Annotated in this window: 18 protein-coding genes and 4 tRNA genes; 7 read left to right on the forward strand and 15 right to left on the reverse strand. The window is 69.0% G+C overall.

What is annotated here, in order from left to right; all coding sequences use genetic code 11:
- Positions 1 to 76 precede the first annotated feature (76 nt).
- The 12 genes from DES45_RS01665 to hemC all read right to left on the reverse strand — a co-directional run bounded on the left by DES45_RS01665 (position 77) and on the right by hemC (position 10,291).
- Positions 77 to 973, reverse strand: coding sequence for a carbohydrate ABC transporter permease (locus tag DES45_RS01665; RefSeq protein ID WP_114768234.1), 897 nt, complete (start codon positions 971 to 973; stop codon positions 77 to 79).
- Entirely contained in the window at positions 970 to 2,058 is a 1,089-nt protein-coding gene (locus DES45_RS01670) for an ABC transporter ATP-binding protein (RefSeq protein WP_114768235.1), read from the reverse strand. Before DES45_RS01670 ends, DES45_RS01665 begins: the two co-directional genes overlap by 4 nt.
- 12 nt (positions 2,059 to 2,070) lie before the next feature.
- Positions 2,071 to 3,159: an ABC transporter ATP-binding protein gene (locus DES45_RS01675; protein ID WP_114768236.1), complete on the reverse strand. Its 1,089-nt coding sequence runs from the start codon at positions 3,157 to 3,159 to the stop codon at positions 2,071 to 2,073.
- Positions 3,160 to 3,477: 318 nt separating this feature from the next.
- Positions 3,478 to 3,765 carry a hypothetical protein gene (locus DES45_RS01680; protein WP_114768237.1) on the reverse strand — a complete coding sequence of 96 codons (288 nt, stop codon included), beginning with the start codon at positions 3,763 to 3,765 and terminating at the stop codon, positions 3,478 to 3,480.
- An 850-nt stretch (positions 3,766 to 4,615) separates the two neighbouring features.
- Positions 4,616 to 4,692: transfer RNA gene (locus tag DES45_RS01685), tRNA-Asp, on the reverse strand.
- A 13-nt stretch (positions 4,693 to 4,705) separates the two neighbouring features.
- Positions 4,706 to 4,780 (reverse strand) — tRNA-Gly (locus tag DES45_RS01690).
- A 23-nt stretch (positions 4,781 to 4,803) separates the two neighbouring features.
- Positions 4,804 to 4,879, reverse strand: a tRNA-Ala gene (locus DES45_RS01695).
- Positions 4,880 to 4,991: 112 nt separating this feature from the next.
- Positions 4,992 to 5,067 (reverse strand) — tRNA-Thr (locus tag DES45_RS01700).
- An 84-nt stretch (positions 5,068 to 5,151) separates the two neighbouring features.
- Positions 5,152 to 6,789: a heme biosynthesis protein HemY gene (locus tag DES45_RS01705; protein ID WP_114768238.1), complete on the reverse strand. Its 1,638-nt coding sequence runs from the start codon at positions 6,787 to 6,789 to the stop codon at positions 5,152 to 5,154.
- Between the two features lie 17 nt (positions 6,790 to 6,806).
- Positions 6,807 to 8,516 carry a COG4223 family protein gene (locus DES45_RS01710; RefSeq protein WP_114768239.1) on the reverse strand — a complete coding sequence of 570 codons (1,710 nt, stop codon included), beginning with the start codon at positions 8,514 to 8,516 and terminating at the stop codon, positions 6,807 to 6,809.
- Positions 8,517 to 8,666: 150 nt separating this feature from the next.
- A complete protein-coding gene (locus DES45_RS01715) occupies positions 8,667 to 9,365 on the reverse strand; it encodes a uroporphyrinogen-III synthase (RefSeq protein ID WP_114768240.1) in 699 nt (232 codons plus the stop codon).
- Complete coding sequence (gene hemC / locus DES45_RS01720) at positions 9,365 to 10,291, reverse strand: hydroxymethylbilane synthase (protein ID WP_114768241.1); 927 nt, start codon at positions 10,289 to 10,291, stop codon at positions 9,365 to 9,367. The genes DES45_RS01715 and hemC overlap by 1 nt, the downstream gene beginning before the upstream one ends.
- Positions 10,292 to 10,414: 123 nt before the next feature.
- On the opposite strand from hemC, the gene tsaD reads away from it, so the two are divergent.
- The 7 genes from tsaD (at position 10,415) to DES45_RS01755 (ending at position 16,323) form a co-directional block, all read left to right on the forward strand.
- Entirely contained in the window at positions 10,415 to 11,470 is a 1,056-nt protein-coding gene (tsaD, locus tag DES45_RS01725; protein ID WP_114768242.1) for a tRNA (adenosine(37)-N6)-threonylcarbamoyltransferase complex transferase subunit TsaD, read from the forward strand.
- Positions 11,470 to 12,468, forward strand: coding sequence for an NAD(P)H-dependent glycerol-3-phosphate dehydrogenase (locus tag DES45_RS01730; protein WP_114768243.1), 999 nt, complete (start codon positions 11,470 to 11,472; stop codon positions 12,466 to 12,468). The genes tsaD and DES45_RS01730 overlap by 1 nt, the downstream gene beginning before the upstream one ends.
- A 4-nt stretch (positions 12,469 to 12,472) precedes the next feature.
- The gene (locus tag DES45_RS01735; protein WP_114768244.1) at positions 12,473 to 12,886 is read left to right on the forward strand and encodes an EVE domain-containing protein; all 414 of its coding nucleotides are present in this window, start codon (positions 12,473 to 12,475) and stop codon (positions 12,884 to 12,886) included.
- 173 nt (positions 12,887 to 13,059) lie between these two features.
- On the forward strand, positions 13,060 to 15,018 hold the full coding sequence (gene acs, locus DES45_RS01740; RefSeq protein ID WP_114768245.1) for an acetate--CoA ligase: 1,959 nt from the start codon (positions 13,060 to 13,062) through the stop codon (positions 15,016 to 15,018).
- A 160-nt stretch (positions 15,019 to 15,178) separates the two neighbouring features.
- Positions 15,179 to 15,439, forward strand: a complete 261-nt coding sequence (locus DES45_RS01745; protein ID WP_210210170.1) for a DUF6356 family protein — start codon at positions 15,179 to 15,181, stop codon at positions 15,437 to 15,439.
- A gap of 67 nt (positions 15,440 to 15,506) precedes the next feature.
- Complete coding sequence (locus DES45_RS01750) at positions 15,507 to 16,013, forward strand: L,D-transpeptidase (protein WP_114768246.1); 507 nt, start codon at positions 15,507 to 15,509, stop codon at positions 16,011 to 16,013.
- A gap of 88 nt (positions 16,014 to 16,101) precedes the next feature.
- Positions 16,102 to 16,323, forward strand: a complete 222-nt coding sequence (locus DES45_RS01755) for a hypothetical protein (protein WP_147282328.1) — start codon at positions 16,102 to 16,104, stop codon at positions 16,321 to 16,323.
- A gap of 10 nt (positions 16,324 to 16,333) precedes the next feature.
- On the opposite strand, the gene DES45_RS01760 is transcribed toward DES45_RS01755, so the two are convergent.
- From DES45_RS01760 to DES45_RS01770, 3 genes are all read right to left on the reverse strand, one after another.
- Positions 16,334 to 17,647 (reverse strand): class I SAM-dependent methyltransferase, encoded by a 1,314-nt coding sequence (locus tag DES45_RS01760; RefSeq protein WP_173949852.1) that lies wholly within the window; start codon positions 17,645 to 17,647, stop codon positions 16,334 to 16,336.
- Positions 17,648 to 17,717: 70 nt separating this feature from the next.
- Positions 17,718 to 18,632 carry a sigma-70 family RNA polymerase sigma factor gene (locus tag DES45_RS01765; protein ID WP_114768248.1) on the reverse strand — a complete coding sequence of 305 codons (915 nt, stop codon included), beginning with the start codon at positions 18,630 to 18,632 and terminating at the stop codon, positions 17,718 to 17,720.
- Complete coding sequence (locus DES45_RS01770) at positions 18,619 to 19,083, reverse strand: carboxymuconolactone decarboxylase family protein (protein WP_114768249.1); 465 nt, start codon at positions 19,081 to 19,083, stop codon at positions 18,619 to 18,621. The genes DES45_RS01765 and DES45_RS01770 overlap by 14 nt, the downstream gene beginning before the upstream one ends.
- Between the last annotated feature and the right edge of the window lie 39 nt (positions 19,084 to 19,122).

Here is a 19,122-nt window from a genome sequence, read left to right on the forward strand (position 1 = left end):
CGCGGGCCGGCGACGGCGCGGTTGACCGCGGCCGGCGTGTCCTTCGCTCGTGAGGCTCCGATGGCGACGGTGTCGGTCATGCCTCGACCCTCTCGCGGTCCGCGTCCACGTTGGTCATCACCGTGTAGAAGACCCAGCAGATCGCCAGGATGATGAGGTTGTAGACGATCGACATGGCGGCCGCCTTGCCGAGGTCGAACTGCCCCAGCGCCAGCTTGACGAGGTCGATCGACAGGAAGGTGGTGGCGTTGCCGGGCCCGCCGCCGGTCAGCACGAACGGCTCGGTGTAGATCATGAACGAGTCCATGAAGCGCAGGAGCACCGCGATCAGCAGCACCCGGCGCATCTTGGGCAGCTGGATGGTGCGGAACACCGCCCAGCGCGAGGCGCCGTCGATGCGCGCGGCCTGGTAGTAGGCATCGGGAATGGATTTCAGGCCCGCATAGCACAGGAGCGCCACGAGGCTCGTCCAGTGCCACACGTCCATGACGATGATGGTCACCCAAGCGTCGAGGGAATGGCCCGTGTAGTTGTAGTCGATGCCGAGATGGTTCACGACCCAGCCGAGAAGCCCGATGTCGCCACGGGCGAAGACCTGCCAGATCGTGCCGACTACGTTCCACGGGATCAGGAGCGGCAGCGCCATCAGCACGAGGCAGAGCGCCACCGTCCAGCCCTCGCGGGGCATGGCGAGCGCCACCGCGATGCCGAGCGGGATCTCGATCGCCAGGATGATGGCCGAGAACAGGAGCGTGCGCCACAGGGCATCGAAGAAGCGGCCGCCGAGCTCCCGCGACGGGTCGAGCAGCTCCGCGAACCACCCCACTCCGTTCCAGAAGAACTGGTTGTTCCCGAACGTGTCCTGCACCGAGTAGTTCACCACGGTCATCAGCGGCACGACGGCCGAGAAAGCCACCAGGGCGAAGACCGGCAGGACCAGGAACCAGGCCTTGTGGTTGAGGGTCTTGTTCATCGCGCCGGCTCTCCCGCGACGAGGTGCCCGTCGGCATAGATGTGAACGTGACGCGGATCGAAGGCGAGCGCGGCCTCGTCCCCGTCGATGGCGAAGGTTTCCGGCACGCTCGCCGCCAGGGCGTTTCCGGCAAGCTCCACCCGGGCGATGCGGGCGCGGCCGATATCGTCGATGCGCCGCACGCGCACCGGCAACCCGTCCCCCCTCTCCTGCAGCCGCACGAATTCTGGCCGGATGCCGAGTTCGATCCGCTGGCCCTGCGGCAGGGTCCGGTAGGCGCGCGTGAGCGACACGGGCTCGTTCTCGATATAGGCCGTCGCGCCGTCGACCCGGCACGGCAGGATGTTCATGCCCGGAGACCCGATGAAGTGGCCCACGAAGGTATGGGCCGGGCGTTCGAAGAGCTCTTCCGGGGTGCCGGTCTGCACCACCGCGCCGTCATGCATCACCACGACCTTGTCGGCGAAGGTCAGTGCCTCGGTCTGGTCGTGCGTGACGTAGATCATGGTGATGTCCAGCGCCCGGTGAATCTCTTTAAGGGTCGAGCGCAGCTGCCATTTCAGGTGCGGGTCGATCACGGTGAGCGGCTCGTCGAACAGGATCGCGGCCACGTCGGGCCGCACGAGGCCGCGTCCCAGAGAGATCTTCTGCTTCATGTCGGCCGTGAGATTGCGGGCCTTGCGGTCGAGCACGCGGGTGAGGTCGAGAAGGTGCGCGATCTCCTCGACCCGCGCGGCCGTGCGGTCGCGCGGCACGCCGCGGTTCTTGAGCGGAAAGGCCAGGTTCTCGCGCACCGACATGGTGTCGTAGACCACCGGAAACTGGAACACCTGTGCGATGTTGCGCGCCTCCGTGGACAGCTCGGTCACGTCGCGCTCGTCGAAGCGGATGCGCCCGCGCGTGGGGTGCACCAGCCCGGAGATGATGTTGAGGAGCGTGGTCTTGCCGCAGCCGGAGGGACCCAGGAGCGCATAGGCGCCGCCCTGGTCCCACACGTGGTTGATCTCCTTCAGGGCGTAGTCCTGGGGCCCGCGCGGATCGGGCTTGTAGGCGTGGGCCAGATGATCGAGGGTGATTCTGGCCACGGCGCTCTCCTCTCAGGCGGCCCTTGCGAGATCGGCGGCCGCAAGCCGGCCGGTCTCGTCGAACAGGAACAGGTGACGCGGGTCGAGCCACGCCGTCACGACGGCGCCCGGCTCCAGCCGTTTAACCCCCGGCACCAGGGCGACGAAGCGCCGGTCGCCCACGTCGAGATGCACATAACTTTCCGAGCCGGTGATCTCGGCGACGGAAACGGTGGCCGGAAGGTGGATCGCGTCGGGGGCGCCCGAAGCCTCGAGCCCGAGGTGATGCGCCCGGAAGCCCACCGTGTAGGACCCGTCCGGCACGTCCGCGAAGACGCCGCGCGCCGGCACCTGGCCGCCGGTCCCGAGGGTGACCGTCCCGCCGGATTTCTGCGCCGTCAGCGTGTTGAGCGGCGGATCCGAGAAGACCCGCGCGGTCACGAGGTCCTGCGGCCGCCGGTAGACCTGCGGCGTCGGGCCGAACTGGGTGACGCGGCCCTCGAACAGGGTCGCGGTGTTGCCTCCGAGGAGCAACGCTTCGGACGGCTCCGTGGTGGCGTAGACGAAGATCGCGCCGGAGGCCGCGAAGACCCGTGGCAGCTCCTCGCGCAGCTCCTCGCGCAGCTTGTAGTCGAGATTCGCGAGCGGCTCGTCGAGGAGCACCAGGTCGGCGCGCTTGACGAGCGCCCGCGCGATCGCCGTGCGCTGCTGCTGTCCGCCCGACAGGTTCAGGGGCTTGCGGTCGAGATAGGGCTCGAGCTTGAGGAGCCGCGCGGCATCCTTGACCCGGGCGGCGATCTCGTCGCTTCTGAGCCCGGCGACGCGCAGGGGCGATGCGATGTTCTCATAGACCGTTAGGGACGGGTAGTTGATGAACTGCTGATAGACCATCGCGACGCTGCGGCGCTGGACGGGCCAGCCGGTCACGTCCTGCCCGTCCACAAGCACATGGCCCGTGGTCGGCGCGTCGAGTCCCGCCATGAGGCGCATCAGCGAGGTCTTGCCCGCCAGCGTCGCGCCGAGCAGCACGTTGAGGGAGCCGCGGGTCAGCGTCAGGGACACGTCGCGGATATGAGTCTCGGCGCCGACCTTCTTGCTGACGTTGTCGAGAACGAGGGTCACGCCGCAGGTCCTCTCCGTCCGAGAAGACGAGCCTCGGGCGACGACGAATCGAGATCGTCCAGAGCCTCACCGCATTGAGCGTCGCGGATCCCATCTCCCAAGCGCTTTCTCCCTGAAGCCCTCGTTCGATTCGGCGTTTTTTTGTTTCTTGTGAGCTCAAGCCTATGTGGGCCGCGAGGGGAGCGCAAGAGGCCGCACGAGGCACCCGAAGGGAAGGCCCTGTGCATATCCCCGGCCCACGCCAGGACATCACCGAGCCAAAAGAAAAGCGTGGCCCCGAAGGACCACGCTGGACGCTACGCTACTCTACTGAAGGCCTTAGTCGCAGATCGTCATGCGACGGGTCACGCGCTCGCCGTAGCGATTGATGTGGCGGCGCACTTCGACGCGGCAGTCGCGGTCGTCGTCGTCGACGATCACGCGGCGCTCGACGCGGCGGCGCTCCACGACCGGACGGTATCCGCGGTCGCGATCCTCGTAGACGCGGACGCCGCCGGGGCCGACCTCGAAACCGACCTGCGCCTGAGCAGGCGTGCTGGCACTCGTCACGATGCTTCCGAAGCCGAGGACGGCCGCAGCCGTCATCAGCAAGATGTTCTTACGCATGTCCCTACTCTCCATCACAGAGAAAACGTGCAGCAAGAACGCTTCCTTCGCTGCCATGGTTCCGATTATTTTTGATTGGGACTAACGTCATAAGAACCCGTCTGAACGAATGTTCAGATTACTTCCGAACTCTTGGATCTCTACTGTCGGCCGACTTGCGCGGAGGCGCTTCCACGCCCGAATACATCAAGGCGCTCCGGAGCGGCAGACGGCCCGGGCCATGCCGGAATGCCGCACCGGATGCAGGAGGTCGGTTAAGGCTTTGTTTACGTTTCGGGCGCAGCCTTCTCGTGTGCCGAGTGCGGCACAACGTGTAGCTCTCCCTGGATGTGGCCGTAGAAGGCGGCCTACCTTGAGCGCCAGCCGAACGGGCGCTCTTCTTTTGAGCACGACCCTGGCTATGCGATCCGGCGAAACCCTGACGGCGCCGAACAGCACCGGAAACTTTCTTTGCCGCCACGCTGAAACCCGGTGTCGTGAGCCGGCTTGAACCTCTGACGGGCTCCGAATCGTCCCGTCCCAACGCAGACCGGCGTGACGATGCGTGTGGGCTCCTGACGCCCGCCGGTCCTGCATGAACCCTGACCGGGCGCCCGCCCCGGCCTGAACAGGATGGAGGCTGGAATAGCGATACCCACTGGGCTGAAGCACGCCTCCCCGCCGATCAAGTGAGCGCCGAGGCCTCCTTCGGCCCGACAATTCGTCTGAAGATCACCGGATGATGTCCGGATCAACGCCAGTGGCGAGTGACCACGCGTCACGACGGGCCCGTCCTCCAACAGGGAGCGGGCCCGTTTTGCGGGCTCCGGACCTTTTCGGCGATGGAAGAAGGGGAGTTCCCTGGACCGAGTGGCGCGGGCGACGGGGCTCGAACCCGCGACCTCCGGCGTGACAGGCCGGCACTCTAACCGACTGAGCTACGCCCGCGTATCAGTGTGTTTGGAGCGGGCGAAGGGATTCGAACCCTCGACCCCAACCTTGGCAAGGTTGTGCTCTACCCCTGAGCTACACCCGCACACTCCAAAGTTTTCAAGTGCCTGGTGGAGCTGAGCGGGATCGAACCGCTGACCTCGTGAATGCCATTCACGCGCTCTCCCAACTGAGCTACAGCCCCATGCCCGGCACGGCGGTTTGGGTGACCGCCACTGTCTTCCCGATCTCACGAACGCGACGGCTACCGGGAGGCAGCCCTTTAGCACACACCTTGACCCAAGGGGAGAAGGAAATGGTGCCGCAAGAGGGATTCGAACCCCCGACCCCCTCATTACGAATGAGGTGCTCTACCAGCTGAGCTATTGCGGCGTCGCGATCTTGCGATCGAAGAGGGCGCCCTCATACCCCCAAGCGCGGGGCTTGGCAAGGGACGCACGCATTTTGCCGCGCCCGTTACCCAAATAATCCGCGGCGGCCGCCGCCGGCCTCCTTGAGCTTGGGCACGTCGGGCGGCGTCACGGGAAACACGACGGGCTCCGGCCGGTGCGCCGTCGCCTCGGCGGCCCCCTCCCTGGCCGGCTCCTTCTCCGGCCCCTGGACAGTCTCCGGGGCCGATTCGGCCGGTGCCGGCGCGGTGGCCGTGGCGTCGACCGGAACCGGCTCGTCCGCGACCACGGGGGCTTCCGGCGGGGCCGCTTCGGCCGGAGCCGAGACCGCGACCTCGTCCGGCGCGATCGGCGGCAGGATCTGCGGCTCCTCGTCGAGGTCGCCGGTCACGTCGTCGCTCATGGCGACCTCCGGCGCGACGAGCACGTCCGGCGGAGCCTGCCACACGAAGGCGTCGATGCGACCGGTGACAGGCGAGATCGGCGCCCAGCGGTCCGACACGACCCCGTCCGCGATCCAAGCCGGATCGCGCGGCGCCCGGGTGGCGCGGGCGAGCCATTCGCGGCTGCGGCCGGTGCGGCCGTGCTCGGCCTCTTCCAGATCGGCCATGAGGAGGCAGACCCGCATGGTCGGGCGCTCCTCCAGCAGCGGCTGGAGGGCCCGGCGGGCGCGATCGAACTCGCGGGCCTCGTACGCCGCCCGCGCGACGGCGAGCTGGCCCTCGGGGGCGTGGTTCGAGAGCCTCTGCAGGGTCTCGGCACGGGCGAGCCGGTCGAGGGCCGAATCGCCCGGACGGAGATTGAGATAGACCTCGGCGAGCTCCGGGTGCGGGTTGCTGCGCCAGGCGGCCTCGACGATCTTGGCCGCGCGGCGCAGGTCGCCCCTGTGCGACAGGAGGCGCCCGGCGAGCGCCGCCGCCGGAACCAGATCCGGCGCGAGCTTCACGGCGTCTTGGCTGCTGCGCAGCGCGCCATCCGGGTCGGTCTCGGCCCGCTCGAGGGCGTCGGCGGTGAGCAGGACAGCCCGCTGGCGCTTGGCGGTCTTCTTGTCGAGAAGACCGAGGGAGGCCCGACGGTCGATCGCCTCCAGGGCGCCGCGCCAGTCCCGCTCGGCGGAGCGCGCCTCGAGGACCGCGTCGCTCGCCCAGGCCGCGGCCGGCGCAAGCCGCACGGCCTCGGCGGCGTATTCCCGCGCCGCGAGATTGTCGCCGCGACGGCGAGCCTCGACGAAGAGGCCGCGCAGGCCCAGGACGCGCGTCTCGTCCTCCTCCATCATCTGGGTGAAGGCGGCCTCCGCGGCCGCCCGGTTGCCGGACACCTGGGCGGCCTGCGCCTTGAGGAGCAGGGTCAGGGGCTCATGCCCCAGGAGACGCTCGGCCTCGCCGGCATAGCGGCGGGCCGCGATCGGATCCCCCGCGCCGACCGCCACCATGCCGCGGGAGACGGCCTGATAGCCCCGGGCGCGGCGGCGCGCCTTCGAGGCGAAGCTGAGCCGGGAGGGCAGGCCCATGATCGTGACCACGATCGACCACAGCATCGCGAGCAGGAGGGCGAGGCCGGCGAGCCCGACGGCGGCGACCGCCACCGAGGTCTGCGCCTCGTAGCCCCCGAAGGTCACGAGGACCGTGCCAGGCCGGTCGGCGAGCCAGACCGCCCCGAAGGCAGCAAGGCAGAGGAGACCGATAAAGACGAGAGCGCGCCACATGCTGGCCTGATCCTTACTTACTGGGTCGTACGGGTGTTGAGGGCGGCGACCGCGTCGGAGACGATCGCCTGCGCGGCCGCATCGGCCTGGGCGCGCGCCTTGGCCTGACGGCCCCATTCCTCGGAGAGGCGCCGGGCCGGCTCGGGCAGGGCGTCCCAGCCGGAGACCGCCGCCGCGACGTCGCCGCGGGCGAGCGCCTGCTCGATCTTGCCGACGAGGCCGGTCACGCCGGCCGAGTCCGGCGCGTCGACCGGCCTGACGGTCACGACCTTGTCGGCCATGCGCATGAGCCGGTCCGTCCAGGTCGCGTCGGCGGGCCGCTCCTGCTGCAGGATCCTCTCGCCGAGCGGCTTGAAGTCCTGGGCGAGCTCGGCCGCCGTGGGCGCCCCCTGCTGGGCGAAGGGTTCGAGGGCCTGGAGGCGGCCCGGATCGGTCTCGGCATTCCTCAAGGCGGACAGAACGTCCGCATAGGGCGCACCGTTCCGCAGGGCGGAGCCGAGGCGCTCGGCCAGGATGACCCGGATCGCCGGCTGAGTCGTCGCCTCGGTGGTCTGGGTGACCTGACGCGACAGGGCGGCGAGGCGCTGCTCCTGCTCGCCCGTGCGGCGGTCCTGCTCGGACAGGCGCCGGTCGACCTCGGACACGCGGCTCTCGACGGCCTGCCGCGCCTGGGCGGCCGCCTGCTGCACGTCGGCCCGGACCTGCTGGAGATCGGTCTGGACCTGCTGGACCGTGCCCTGGACCTGCTGGATGGCGCTCTGCGCCTGCTGGAGGCTGCCTTGGACCTGCTGCACCTGCTCGAGCGCGCCCTGCGCCTGCTGGAGCCGCTGGGCATTCGCCTGGATCTGCTCGTCCGCCCGCGAGACGCGCTCGGTGAGCTGGGCGAGGGCCGCCTCGTTCTGCTGCGGTTGCGGAACCGGCCGGTCGAGGGCCTCCTGGGCCCGGGCGGCCGCCTGCTCGGCAGCGCTCTGGGCAGCCTGGATCCGCTGGTCGACGGAGCCGACCGCCGACTCGACGGCGGCAAGCCGGCTCTCGAGCTGTCCGTTGGCGGCTGCCGGCTGGCCCGGCGCCGGCGCGGCGCGCTGCTGCGCCAGGGCGCCGACGCGCTGCTCGAGCTGGGCGATCCGCGGGTCGTTCCCGGTCGGGGCGCCCTGCCAGTGCTGGATTCCGTAGAGGAGCCCCGCGCCGATCAGGCCGCCGAGGAGGCCGGAGCCGATCATGGCGCCGGCATTGCTGCGCGGCGCGGGTTCGGCCCGCGGCGGCGGAGGCGGCACCTCAGCCGGCTCGGCGTCAGGGCGGAGCGTCGCTCCGGCAAGAGTGTCCTGGGCGCCCGGCAAGGTGTCGGATGCGCTCGCGAGGGTGTCCTGCGCCGACGGGGTGTCCTGAGGAGGCTCCTCGCGCAGGACCGTTTCCTCGGCCGGCACCGGCTGGCCGGGGATCTCCGCGGCGGGCGCCATGTCGACCGGAATCTCCTGCGCGGCCAGGGGCTCGGCCGCGCCGCCCGGAAGCGAATCGACCCCGGCTCCCGAATCGAGCGTCGCCGTCGGCTGGGCGGCCGCATCCTCCGCCACGGGGGCCGGCTGCGCGGTCGCCTCGTCCTTGGGCTTCTTGTCCTCCGGCGGAGCCGCGTCGTGGACGACGGTCGCCTTCAGGTCGATCGTCGCGGGCTCGCGCTTGTGCTTCTTGCGGGAGGATTTCGAGGCTTTGGGGTCAAATGAATCGGTCACGGATCACTCTTGAGATGCAAATATGGCAAGCTTGAGCGCAGCGTTTCGTTCCCTGCCCGGGTATCCTCCCGAAGAACCGCCGGTTCCCCCGGGCGATGCCGTGCGACGACGGCCTTCACGGACGGATCGTAGACGAAGCGTAGCCCAGCGTCACGGGAGGCCGTCCAGCAGGGCGAGGAGCGCCTCCTCGTCCGGCCGCGCCGCCTGAAGGGTCGCGATGCCCAGCCCTTCGAGGGGCGCCGCCACGTCCGGCGACAAGCAGAGATGCGGAAACGTCCTGAGGGTCGATGTCAGCCCTGCCTCCTCTGTCAGCCGGAGAACGATGGTCGCGCTCCTGCGGGAATAATGGAGCGCCGCCCCGATTTGGCCAGTGTGCAGCGCCTCCGCGGCCGAGGGCTGCAATGACGCGACCGCCTTCGCCTCGTAGGCCTCCCATTGCACGATGCGGTATCCCGCGGCCCGCAGCGAGGCCGCCGGCTCATCCTTGTGATGGCGCGCCGTGACGTGGAGCAGCGTCGTGCCGCTCCTTGCGGCATCGCGGATGACGCCGATCATCGATTTCGCGTCGCCATCGGCCGTGACCACATGGTGGAACCCGGCCTCGCGCACCGCGGATGCCGTGTGGGGGCCGACGGCGAAAACCGGTTTCGTCCGGTCGCCGATCTGCGCCAGGGCCTCCTGCGCATGGGCGCTCGTGACCACCAGCGCGTCCCAGGTCTCCGCCGGCATGGGATCGCCTGTCGGGACGACCTCGGTCACGGGTGCGATGACGGCATCGTGACCGCGTTCCGCAAGACGCCCTGCCGTTCGCACGGCATCGTCCTGCGATCGTGTGACGAGGATGCGCATCACGAGTTCAGGAATCCGGCCGGCATGCGGGAGCGAAGGTCGAGCCCCGCCTCGCGCCCGAGGGTGGCGGCGTCCGACGCGTCGCCGCGGCGGACGACCTCCAGGGTCTCCGACCCGTCCGGCCGCAGGACCATACCGCGGATTTCGAGCGAATTCCCGTCGAGGCGCGCATGGCCCGCGATGGGCGTGCGGCAGGAGCCGTCGAGCACAGTGAGAAAGGCCCGCTCGGCCGCGAGCGCATGGCCGGTCGGCGCGTCGAGGATCGCCGCGACCGCCTGGGCCACCCGGCCGTCGTCGGCCCGGATGGCGATCGCGATGGCGCCCTGCCCCACCGCGGGCAGGAAGTCCGTCACGTCGAGGGTGGCGGACACATGGTCGGTGAGGCCGAGCCTCCGCAGGCCCGCCATGGCCAGGAGCGTGGCGTCGACCTCGCCGCGATCGAGCTTGGCGAGGCGCGTCTGCACGTTGCCGCGCAGGAGCGTCACCTCGATGTCGGGGCGAAGCCGGCGCAGCTGCGCCTGGCGCCTTAAGGAGGCGGAGCCGACCACGGCCCCGGCCGGCAGATCGGCGAGGCTCTTGAAGCGGCGGCTGATGAAGGCGTCGCGCACGTCCTCACGCGGCAGGTAGCCGGCGATCACGATCCCCTCGGGCAGCGCCGTGGGCAGGTCCTTGGCCGAATGCACCGCGAGGTCGATGTCGCCGTCGAGCAGCGCGATGTCGAGCTCCTTGGTGAACAGACCCTTGCCGCCGGCCTCCGAGAGGGGCCTGTCCTGGATGGCGTCGCCCGTCGTCTTGATGATCGAGAGCGGCAGCCGCTCGGGCGCGAGGCCGTGGGCTGCGCCGAGGCGTGCCTGCGTCTCGTGGGCCTGGGCGAGCGCCAGGGGGCTGCCTCGCGTTCCGATGACCAGGGTGGGTGCGTCTGCCATTCCGGCTGGGTTTCCTTCAATCAGGAGAGCGATCGGGTTTGATCTTGTGCGGCGCGGCGGACTATAGGGGGAGGACAGGCGGGCCGTGAAGCCCGAAAGATCACGTAGGGATCCGTCCAGCACATGCGCATCCTCGGCATTGAGACCACCTGCGACGAAACCGCCGCCGCGGTGGTGGGCGTCGGCTTCGACGGCAAGGGCGAGATCCTCTCCAACGAGGTTTTGAGCCAGATCGCCGAGCACGCCCGCTATGGCGGCGTGGTGCCGGAGATCGCCGCGCGCGCCCACGTGGAGGTGATCGACCGGCTCGTGGCACGGGCGCTCAAGAGCGCCGGCTGCACCATCAAGGACATCGACGGCATCGCGGCCGCCGCGGGCCCGGGCCTGATCGGTGGGGTGCTGGTGGGGCTGACCACCGCCAAGGCCCTCTCCCTCGTGACGCGCAAGCCGCTGCTGGCCGTGAACCACCTGGAGGCGCATGCGCTGACCGCGCGACTCACGGACGGCATCGGCTTCCCGTACCTGCTGCTCCTCGCTTCGGGCGGCCACACCCAGCTCGTGGCCGTGCGCGGCGTCGGCGACTATGTCCGCATCGGCACCACCATCGACGACGCCATCGGCGAGGCCTTCGACAAGGTCGCGAAGCTCTTAGGCCTCCCCTATCCGGGCGGGCCGCACGTGGAGGCCGAGGCCGCCAAGGGCAACCCGGAGCGCTTCAACCTGCCGCGCCCCATGCAGGGCCGGGCCGAGCCGAACTTCTCGCTCTCGGGTCTGAAGACCGCCGTGCGCCTGGAGGCCGAGAAGATCGCGCCGCTCACCCAGAGCGACGTGGCGGATCTCTGCGCCAGCTTCCAGGCCGCCGTGGTCGACGTGGTGGTCGACCGCACCCGGGTGGGGCTGCGCGCCTTCCGGGAGATCGCCGGCCATCCGACCGCTCTCGTGGTGGCGGGCGGCGTCGCCGCCAACCAGGCCATGCGCCAGGCGCTCCAGCGCCTCGCGGTGGAGACCGGCCTGCGCCTCGTGGCCCCGCCCCTGGCTCTGTGCGGCGACAACGGCGCCATGATCGCCTGGGCGGGCCTTGAGCGGATGCGGCTGGGCCTCATCGACGACATCACTGCCCCGGCGCGCGCCCGCTGGCCCCTCGATTCGAGCCGTGACGAGGCGGGAGCCAAGGCCTGATGCCGGCATCCACCGGCCCGATCGGCATCGCCGGCGCCGGCGCCTGGGGCACAGCGCTCGCCAATGCGGCGGCCGCCGCCGGCAACGACGTCACCTTATGGATGCGCTCGCCCGAACAGGCGGCGGAGCTGTCCGCCTCGCGCGCCAACGAGCGCTTCCTGCCGGGCATCCGCCTGCACGAACGCATCCGCCCGACCGCCGACCTGTCGGAGCTTGCCGGCGCGCGCGCGGTGCTCCTCGTCACCCCGGCGCAGACCACCCGCGGGATGACGGCGGCGCTTGCAAACATCCTGCCGCCGGAGGCGCCTCTCGTGCTCTGCGCCAAGGGCATCGAGCGCGAGACCGGGGACTTTCTCTGCAACGTCGTCGAGCAGGTCCGCCCCGGCGCGCCGGTCGCCGTTCTGTCCGGCCCGAGCTTCGCCCACGACGTGGCCCGCGGCCTGCCCACCGCCGTAACCATCGCGTGCACGGATGCGGCCCTTTCGGAAGGCATCGCCACCGCGCTGTCGGGCCCAACCTTCCGGATCTATCACCGCACGGACGTGCGCGGGGTCGAGATCGGGGGCGCGGCCAAGAACGTGCTCGCCATCGCGTGCGGGGCGGTGATCGGCCGCGGCCTTGGCGAGAGCGCCAAGGCGGCCCTGATCGCCCGCGGCTTCGCGGAGCTCCTGCGCTTCGCCCGCGCCTATGGGGGCGAGGCCGAGACCCTGATGGGACTCTCCGGCCTCGGCGACCTGGTGCTCACCTGCTCGTCCGCGCAGTCGCGCAACTTCGCCTTCGGCATGCGCCTCGGCCAGGGAATGTCCGCGGCGGACGCCGCCGGCGGAAAGCTCGTGGAGGGCGCCGCGACCGCCAAGGCCCTGGTGGCGCTTGCCCGCGCCAAGGCCATCGACATGCCGATTTCCGAGGCCGTCGAACGGATCCTCAACGGCGCCTGGACCCTCGACCAGGCCGTCGACGCCCTCATGAACCGTCCGATCAAGTCCGAACTCGAGTAACAGCATGGCCCACTGGCTCTACAAGTCCGAACCCTCCGTCTGGTCCTGGGACCAGCAGGTCGCCGAAGGCGCGAAAGGCACGCACTGGAACGGGGTGCGCAACCACGTCGCCAAGCAGAACCTGATGGCGATGAAATTAGGCGAGCAGGGCTTCTTCTACCATTCCAACGAGGGTAAGGCCGTCGTCGGCATCGTCCAGGTGATCAAGGAGTACTATCCGGACCATACCGACGAATCGGGTAGGTTCGGCATGGTGGACATCAAGGCCGTGAGGCCCCTGCCGAACCCCGTGACCCTCGACGAGATCAAGAAGGAGCCGGCGCTCAAGGATATGATCCTCGTCAACAACTCGCGCCTCTCGGTGCAGCCGGTCACGGACGAGGAATGGGCGATCATCTGCCGGATGGGCGGGCTCTGACCCCAGCGTAGGTACGGCCTGTCCCACCTCCCCACGGGGGAGGGAAAAGACGCGCTGTTGCACCGCAAACAAAAGTATGAACGACCAAAGTCCGATCCGGGGCGGCTTCCCGACGCAGCGCACTTTCCGTAAAGCTATAGGCAACCACATCGATCGCCTCTGGGAGAAGCGCCATGGAAGAGAAGATCTACGACGTGTCGCCGGAATGGAGCCGCCGCGCCTATCTGGACGACGCGGGATACAAGGCGAAGTACGAGGCTTCCGTTAAGGACCCGGAGCGCTTCTGGGCCGAGGAGGCCAAGCGCATCCATTGGTTTAAGCAGCCGACCCGGATCAAGAACACCAATTTCGGCCCCGAGAACGTGGCGATCCGCTGGTTCGAGGACGGCACCACCAACGTGGCCTATAACTGCATCGACCGGCATCTCGACACCCGCGGCGACCAGGTCGCCATCATCTGGGAAGGCGACGATCCGTCGGAATCCAAGAAGATCACCTATCGCGAGCTGCACGACGAGGTCTGCCGCATGGCCAACGTCATGCGCAACCGCGGCGTCGCCAAGGGCGACCGGGTGACGATCTACATGCCGATGATCCCAGAAGCGGCCTACGCGATGCTCGCCTGCGCGCGGTTGGGGGCCATCCACTCGGTGGTGTTCGGCGGGTTCTCGCCCGATTCCCTCGCGGGCCGCATCGAGGATGCGAAGACCGCCTTCATCGTCACGGCCGACGAAGGCCTGCGCGGCGGCCGCAAGGTCCCCCTGAAGGAGAACGTGGACGCGGCCATCGAGCGTGTGGGCCCCGGCATCGTCGACCACGTTCTCGTGGTGCGCCGCACGGGCGCAGCCGTCAACATGGTACCCGGCCGCGACGTCTATTACGACGAGGCCGCCCAGATGGTGTCGGGCGAGTGCCCGGTGGAGGAGATGAACGCGGAGGATCCGCTCTTCATCCTCTACACCTCAGGGAGCACCGGCAAGCCGAAGGGCGTGCTGCACACCACGGGCGGCTATCTCGTCTACACGGCGATGACGCATCAATACGTCTTCGACTACCACGACGGCGACGTCTACTGGTGCACCGCCGACGTGGGCTGGGTCACGGGCCACTCCTACATCCTCTACGGCCCGCTCGCGAACGGCGCCACGACCCTGATGTTCGAAGGCGTGCCGACCTACCCGTCGATCTCCCGCTTCTGGGACGTGATCGACAAGCACAACGTCAACATCTTCTACACCGCGCCCACCGCGATCCGCTCGCTCATGCAGGCGGGCGAGGACCCGGTGAAGAAGACGTCGCGCAAGTCGCTCCGCCTGCTCGGCTCGGTCGGCGAGCCGATCAACCCGGAAGCTTGGGAATGGTACCACCGCGTGGTCGGCGACGGCCGCTGCCCGATCGTCGACACCTGGTGGCAGACCGAGACCGGCGGCATCCTGATCACGCCGCTGCCGGGCGCCACCAAGCTCAAGCCCGGCTCGGCCACCCGGCCGTTCTTCGGCGTGAAGCCTCAGGTCGTGGACGCGGACGGCAAGGTGCTGGAGGGCCAGGCCGAGGGCAATCTCGTGATCGCCGATTCCTGGCCGGGCCAGATGCGCACGGTCTACGGCGACCACGAGCGCTTCGTGCAGACCTACTTCTCGACCTATCCGGGAAAATACTTCACGGGCGACGGCTGCCGCCGCGACGCCGACGGCTATTACTGGATCACCGGCCGCGTCGACGACGTGATCAACGTGTCCGGCCACCGCATGGGCACGGCGGAGGTCGAGTCCGCGCTGGTCGCCCATCCGAAGGTGTCGGAAGCCGCGGTCGTGGGCTATCCGCACGACATCAAGGGCCAGGGCATCTACGCCTACGTGACCCTGATGGCGGGCGAGCAGCCCACCGAGGAGCTGCGCAAGGAGCTCGTCGCCTGGGTGCGCAAGGAGATCGGCCCGATCGCCTCGCCGGACCTGATCCAGTTCGCGCCGGGCCTGCCCAAGACCCGCTCGGGCAAGATCATGCGCCGCATCCTGCGCAAGATCGCCGAGGACGAGTTCGGCAATCTCGGCGACACCTCGACTCTGGCCGACCCGGCCGTGGTCAACGACCTCGTGGAGAACCGCCAGAACAAGCGGATCCAGGCGGCCTGACGCCGCCTTTCCGTCTGGGTTTCGTCATGGCCGGGCTCGTCCCGGCCATGTTCGTTTGAGGGTCTGCTGTGCCTGCGTCCGGCCAAAGGCCCATCCGAACGGGCAGCTTGAGCCCTCCCAGTGCAGGTCCTACCATGCGGGCTTCCTGAGGGAGGCTTCCATGTCCCTGAAGCGGCTGTTCACCGAGCATCCGGAATCCGTCGGCGAGACCTATCTGGAGCATATGGGCGTGGCCTTGAGCTTCGCGTTCCCGCTGCTCCGCGCCGGCCTCGCGGCCCTGGTCCACGCCGTCCTACCGTTCCTCTGCGTGACGACGGCGAGTTCCACCGTGAAGCGCCTTCATGCCCGCATGGTGAACCGGACGCCCCGGCCCGCCGCAGCGGTCCAGGACCGCATGTTGGGCTGGGACCCGGTGATATGATCCCTTGGAACCGTAGCCGTTCTTCCCGCGTCTCACCTGTGTACAGCTTTGCAGGAGGGGGTGAGACATGGTCAGGGCATTGGCTTTCGCGGCGGCCTGCGTGGCAGGCACCATGGGCCTAGCGGACGCAGCCGCGGCCCGCGAGGTGGTGCCGTTCCAGGCCAGCATCTCTCCCGGCACCATCGTGATCCGCACGGGCGAGCGGCGCCTCTACTACGTGCGCGGCGACGGCACGGCCGTCCGCTATCCGGTCGCGGTCGGCAAGCCCGGCAAGCAATGGTTCGGGGAGGCCCGGGTCGACGGCAAGTATGTCCGTCCCGCCTGGTCCCCGCCGGCGGAGGTGAAGCGCGACAACCCGCGGCTGCCCAACGTGATTCCGGGCGGCGCCCCGAACAACCCCATGGGGGCGCGGGCGCTGACCCTTGACCTGGACGAATACGCCATCCACGGCACCAACCGTCCCGGCTCCATCGGGACTTACGCCTCCTACGGCTGCATCCGCATGCACAACGAGGACATCGTGGACCTCTACGAGCGGGTGAGCGTCGGGACGCGGGTGGTCGTCACGCCCTGATCCTCCGGCTTTATAGAACTTTGTAACAATTCGTTTGCGTCCCACGGCGATTCACGTTTCAATATAACGTGCACGTGAGGCGCCGCCGATGAACAGCAGACCAGATCAGACCCCGTCGGCATTGCGCCCGGAATTCCCCGGGCTCGCCGTCCTGATCGGCATGTCGGTCTGCCTGCTCGGACTGATCCTCACGGCCTATGGGGCCATCTGGGTGGCATCTCCGCCCTTCGGCCCCGCCATCATGGTCTTCGGCCTCGTCATCCTGGCTCTAGGGGTTGTCCTGCTGAGGATGCTCCTGCGCCCCCTCTAGATCCCAACTCTCAACGGCTGCCGTCGCGATAGAGATCCGCCCGTGACGGCGGCAGTCCGGACGGGCCGCGGGTGCGCTTGGAGGCAAGCGTCTGGTTGACGCCGATAACGCCGCGCTCGAAACCGAGCGACACGCCCGCGAGATAGAGCAGCCACGCCCGCGTGGTCTCGGGGCCGACTTCCGCTTCCGCCTTCGCCCGGTTCGCCGTGAGGTTCTCCCACCACAGGCGCGTGGTGCGCTGGTAATGCTCGCGCCAGGCCTCCACGTCGTGCACCTCGAAGCCGTGGCGTTCGAGGTTGGAGACCGACATGCCGAGATGGTCGAGCTCCGCGCCCGGGAAGATGTAGCGCATGATCGCCTTCGCCTCGGGCTTGAGGCGGCCGAACGCCTTGTCGGAGCGCTTGGCCCGGCGCGCGATGCAATGATGCAGGTAGAGCCCACGGGGCCTGAGCAGCCGGTGAACCGTGCGGAAGTAGGTGGGGTAATTGGCGATCCCCACATGCTCGAACATGCCGATAGAGGAGATCTTGTCGAACTCGCCCTCCATCTGGGTGAAGTCCTTGAGCAGCACCTCGACCCGGTCCTGGAGCCCCAGCCGCTCGACCTTCTCGCGCGCTAAGGCCGCCTGCTCCTCGGCGAGCGTCACGCCCACCGCCTTCACGCCGTAATGCTGCGCCGCATGGCAGATGAGCGCGCCCCAGCCGCAGCCGATGTCGAGCAGGCGCTCGCCGGGTTTGAGCCGCAGCTTGCGGCAGATCATGTCGAGCTTGTCCGTTTGAGCGCGGGCGAGGTCGTCGTGCCAGTCGGGCTGGAAGTAGGCGCAGGTATAGACCATCTCCGGGTCGAGGAAGAGCCGGTAGAAGTCGTTCGACACGTCGTAGTGATAGGCGATGTTGGCCTTGTTGCTGGAGGGCTTGCCGTCGCGCGCGCCGGTCCCTTCCGCCGGCCGGTCGAGGGGGCGGGGCATGTCGGCGGGCGCGCGGAAGAACCGGAAGGCGGCCTTCAGGGCCTTGAGCTTGCTCACACCCTTGAGGCGCCGGCCGATCTTGCCTTGCGGGCGCTGCGCCGCAAGATCGAAGATGGTGCCGTTCTTGAGATCGAGAAGCCCCGCCACATAGGCGTTGACGGCCGTGTCCAGGGTCGGCCGCCGCAGCAGGCTCGCGACCACGTTCTCGCGCTTGATCACGAGGCGCATGGCGTAGGACGGCAGGTCCCGCGGAACCGTGGTCCCGTCCCACAGCTCGAAGCCGAATTGCAGATCCAGCGCCCGGTGCGCCTCGTCCAGAAGATCCCGGAAGATGTCCAGGCGTGCCGCCCCGCTCACTCCACCCCTCCCCTTTTGGGCAGCACGGTAACGGCTGCGGCCGGGCAGAACAATGGTCCCTTTGGCGGGCTCAAGGATCCGGCGTCGGCAGCGGGCGGGACAGGTCGAGCTGCGCGACGTGGCGGAGCTTCTCGGGATTGCGCACTACGTAGATGGCGGTGATGCGCCCGTCCTCGATCTGGAGCGCCGTGGTCTGGAGGGTGTCGCCGGCCTCCAGGGTGACGAAGCCCGGCAGGCCGTTGATCGTCCCCTTGTACAGCACCGGCGGCGTCGCGAAGTCGGACTTGCGGGCCACGCCCATGAGGAGCCCCGCCACCCGGCGGAAGCCGAAGAGCGGGTTGAGGGCCGCGTTCTTGATGCCGCCGCCGTCCGTATAGGCGGCCACGTTCTCGGCGAGCAGCGCCTGCAGCCCCTGCAGGTCGCCGCTGCGGGAAGCCGCGAAGAAGGCATCGACCACCCGCTGCCCTTCGTCCTGCGGGACCGGGAAGCGCGGACGGGCGGCGCGCACGTTGCGACGCGCCCGGGCGGCGAGCTGGCGGCAGGCGGCGGGCTCCCGGTCGAGGGTCCGGGCGATCTCGTCGAAGCCCATGCCGAACACGTCGTGCAGCAGGAAGGCGGCGCGCTCGAGCGGAGAGAGCCGTTCGAGCGCCATCATCAGCGTGAGGGAGAGATCGTCCTCCCCGTCCTCGGCCCCGTCGTCGAAGACCGGCTCGGGAAGCCAGGGCCCGATATAGGTCTCGCGCTTCACCCGGGCCGATTTCAGGTGGTCGAGGCAAAGCCGCGTCACCGTCCGGGACAGAAAGGCGGCGGGCTCCCGGACGGCGGAGCGGTCCGCCCCGTGCCAGCGCAGCCAGGCCTCCTGGACGATGTCCTCGGCTTCCGCCATCGAGCCGAGCATCCGGTAGGCGAGGCGGACCAGCCGGGGCCGTAAGCTCCGGAACGGGTCCGCCTCATGGGCGTCTCCGTGGCCGTCAGGCGGCCGCACGGTGCGCCCCGACCGGATGGATCGACCGGAACCCGATGGCGAAGCGGTTCCAGGCGTTGATGGCGGAAATCGCCAGGGTGAGCTTGACCTGCTCCTCGTCCGAGAAATGCGCCTTCAGGAGGGCGTAATCCTCATCGGGCGCACGGGTCTGGGCCACCAGCGTGAGGGCCTCGGTCCAGGCGAGGGCGGCCCGTTCCCGGTCGCTGTAGAGGGGCGATTCGCGCCACGCGTCGAGGAGGTAGAGACGCTCCTCGGTCTCGCCGTCGGCCCGCGCCTCGCGGGTGTGCATGTGGATGCAGAAGGCGCAGCCGTTGATCTGCGAGGCCCGGACCTTCACCAGATGGATCAGGCTCATCTCCAGCCCGCTCGCCTTCACCTGGTTCTCCAGGTCGAGCATGGCCTTCATGGTGGCCGGGGCGGCCGTGAAGGGGTTGAGGCGGGGTTCGGTCATCGTCGTCAATCCTTTTCGATCGTGCTGACGGGATCAAGA

This window comes from Microvirga subterranea, assembly GCF_003350535.1.
Lineage (GTDB): Bacteria > Pseudomonadota > Alphaproteobacteria > Rhizobiales > Beijerinckiaceae > Microvirga > Microvirga subterranea.